Source organism: Bradyrhizobium forestalis (assembly GCF_002795245.1).
In the GTDB taxonomy this organism is placed as follows: domain Bacteria; phylum Pseudomonadota; class Alphaproteobacteria; order Rhizobiales; family Xanthobacteraceae; genus Bradyrhizobium; species Bradyrhizobium forestalis.
In genome coordinates this window covers 1-2,545 of record NZ_PGVG01000097.1, presented here as the reverse complement: position 1 = coordinate 2,545, position 2,545 = coordinate 1, and the positions used below count along the sequence as shown (strand labels likewise).

The following is a 2,545-nucleotide window of genomic DNA, read 5'->3' as shown; positions in this document are numbered from 1 at the left end:
TATGGCGCGACAATCAGGATGAGAGCGGCGCGTCAATCAAGATGAGACGAGGCGGCCGAGTCAGAAGATAATTGACGCTGGCTGCGGGCTTGGCAAGGCTTGATTGACGCTGCGCGACAATCAAGCGGCATTGCCAGCGTCAGTCACCGCCTTCTCGAGTTCATTTGGAGTGGCGTGAACCGGCGGCCGGCCTGGACCGCGCCTGCGATCGAGAGCAACTTTTCGACGGTAGCTCTCGACGTTCATCTCGAGGATCGTGGCGTGGTGCACCAGGCGATCGATCGCCGCCAGTGTCATCGCCTGATCGGGGAAGATACGCCCCCATTCGCCAAATGGCTGATTGGCCGTGATCAGCAGCGAGCGTCGCTCGTAGCGGGAGGCGATCAGCTCGAACAATACGCTGGTTTCCGCCTGGTCCTTGCTCACATATGTGATGTCGTCGAGGATCAGGAGGTCGTAGCGGTCAAGCTTGGCGATTGCGGACTCCAGCGCCAGCTCGCGCCGGGCCACCTGCAGCCGCTGCACCAGATCAGTGGTACGTGCAAAGAGAACGCGCCAACCGTCCTCGACGAGAGCCAGGCCGATCGCTGCGCCGAGATGGGTCTTGCCGCCGCCGGGTGGACCGAACAGCAGCAGATTGGCGCCGGTCTTCAACCAGACGTCACCGGCGGCGAGCGCCATCGCCTGTGCCTTTGACAGCATAGGCACGCTCTCGAACTCGAACGTGGCGAGCGTCTTGCCGGCGGGCAAACGCGCTTCCACCATGTGTCGTTCGATGCGGCGGCGGGTGCGATCGGCTGCCTCGTGCTCGGCAAGGACCGCAAGGAAGCGGGCGGCGGGCCAGCCTTCCTTGTCCGACTGCGCGGCGAGCTTCGGCCAGATCGCCTTGACGCCGGGCAGGCGCAACTCATTGAGCAGCAGCTCGACGCGGGCGGCATCGATGGAGGTAGCTCCGCTGGTCATGCTGCTCCTCCCAGGTTCGAGTGGGCCGACACGATGCTGACGGAGGCCAGCTCATCGTAGACGTCGAGCGACGCCAGCTTGACGGCGACACTCGGGATCGAGGCCGCCTCGGGTCGGAAGCGATCGCGCAATGCCGCAAGATCGGGTAACCGTCCGGCATCGAGAGCGGTCGCGATCGCCTCGGCGAGCTCGGCTTCGCAGGCTCGCTCATGGGCCAGAGCCAGAAGCTCGACCGTCACCTTGCAGGCGCGCCGGTCGTCGCCATGCTCCCGCAAGGTCTCGAAGAGGCGCTTGTAAGCCGCGCGCGGGAAGAGCTGATCGCGATAGACGAGATTGACGAGCGCCATCGGCTTGCGCCGCAGGGCATGGATGACGTGCCGATAGTCAACGACATGCCCGCCGTGGTTCTCCGACACAGGCCGCCCGCGCCGCAGCGTCCCGACCGGCGTGACGCCGAGGAAGCATTCGAGCCGGTCGTCGAAGATGCGCACACGCAGGCGATGGCCAATCAGTCTTGAAGGCACAGTGTAGAACACGCGCCGCAGGATGAAGCCGCCTGACGACGTCACCGGGATCACCTTCTCCTCGAAGTCGGTCGTGCGGCCTTTCGGCAGTGGCGCTAGTGCTTCCTTTTCGAGCGCGATCCGCTTGGCGAGGTTGGCGTTGCGCCGGCCGACAATCTCGTCGACAAAAGCCCGGTAGGCATCGAGACTGATGAAGTCGCGCGTGCCCCGCAGCAACAGCGCATCCTCCAGCGCTCGTTTGAGATGACCGTGCGCGCTCTCGATCGAGCCGTTCTCGTGTGCAATGCCCGCATTGTTGCGCGTTGGCGCCATGCCGTAGTGGCCCATCAGCGCGGCGTAGCGCTGTGTCAGATCCTCCCGCGCGTCGGCCGCCAGATTGCGGAATGCTGCCGACAGGCTGTCGCTGCGATGCTCCCGCGGAACGCCGCCGAGCGCCCACAGGGCGTTCTGCAAGCCCTCGGCCAGGGCGACGAAGCTTTCGCCGCCGAGCACGACATGGGCATGCTCAAAGCCGGAGAACGCCAGCCGGAAGTGGTAGAGCCGGTGATCGAGCGTCTCACCAGCAATGGCAATGCCGAGCGGGCTTGTATCGGTAAAGTCGGACAGACCCAGACGACCGGGCTCGTGCTCCTGGCGGAAGATCACGTCCTGTTCAGGGCCATTGAGCGCCCGCCAGGCATTGATGCGCCGCTCCAGCGTGCGTCGGATGTTGGGGTTGAGGTCGGGATGCCGACGGCGCAGCTCGTCCAGCACGCCGATCACGCGGATGCCGGGCGCAGCCTTCAGGATCGGAACGATCTCGGCGTCCCAATAGGGCACGAGCGGATCGGACCGTCGCCGGCCCCTCGGCACCTTCTTCTGCGATGGCAGGCGCAAATCGTCCTCGATCCGATACGCGCTCGCTTTCGAGAACCCCGCCTTGGCCGCCGCGGCCTCGGGAGACAATGTCAGTCGGTAGGTCATGTACAGCCTCATCTGGTGGTCGGTGATGTGAAGGCCAGGCAAGGCATCGATTCCCTCTTGTCGAGACGAATCAACAGCTTGCACCAGCCGCACCC

General features: G+C 64.8%; 2 protein-coding genes. Both read right to left on the bottom strand.

The window, feature by feature from the left end:
• Window positions 1-120: 120 nt before the first annotated feature.
• Complete coding sequence (gene istB, locus CVM73_RS38580) at window positions 121-963, bottom strand: IS21-like element helper ATPase IstB (protein ID WP_100236925.1); 843 nt, start codon at window positions 961-963, stop codon at window positions 121-123.
• Window positions 960-2,492, bottom strand: coding sequence for an IS21 family transposase (istA, locus tag CVM73_RS38575; RefSeq protein WP_100236924.1), 1,533 nt, complete (start codon window positions 2,490-2,492; stop codon window positions 960-962). Before istA ends, istB begins: the two co-directional genes overlap by 4 nt.
• Between the last annotated feature and the right edge of the window lie 53 nt (window positions 2,493-2,545).

Coding starts and splice junctions, on each gene's coding strand:
- istB (WP_100236925.1), bottom strand. CDS start 963: ATGACCAGCGGAGCTACCTCCATCGATGCCGCCCGCGTCGAGCTGCTG.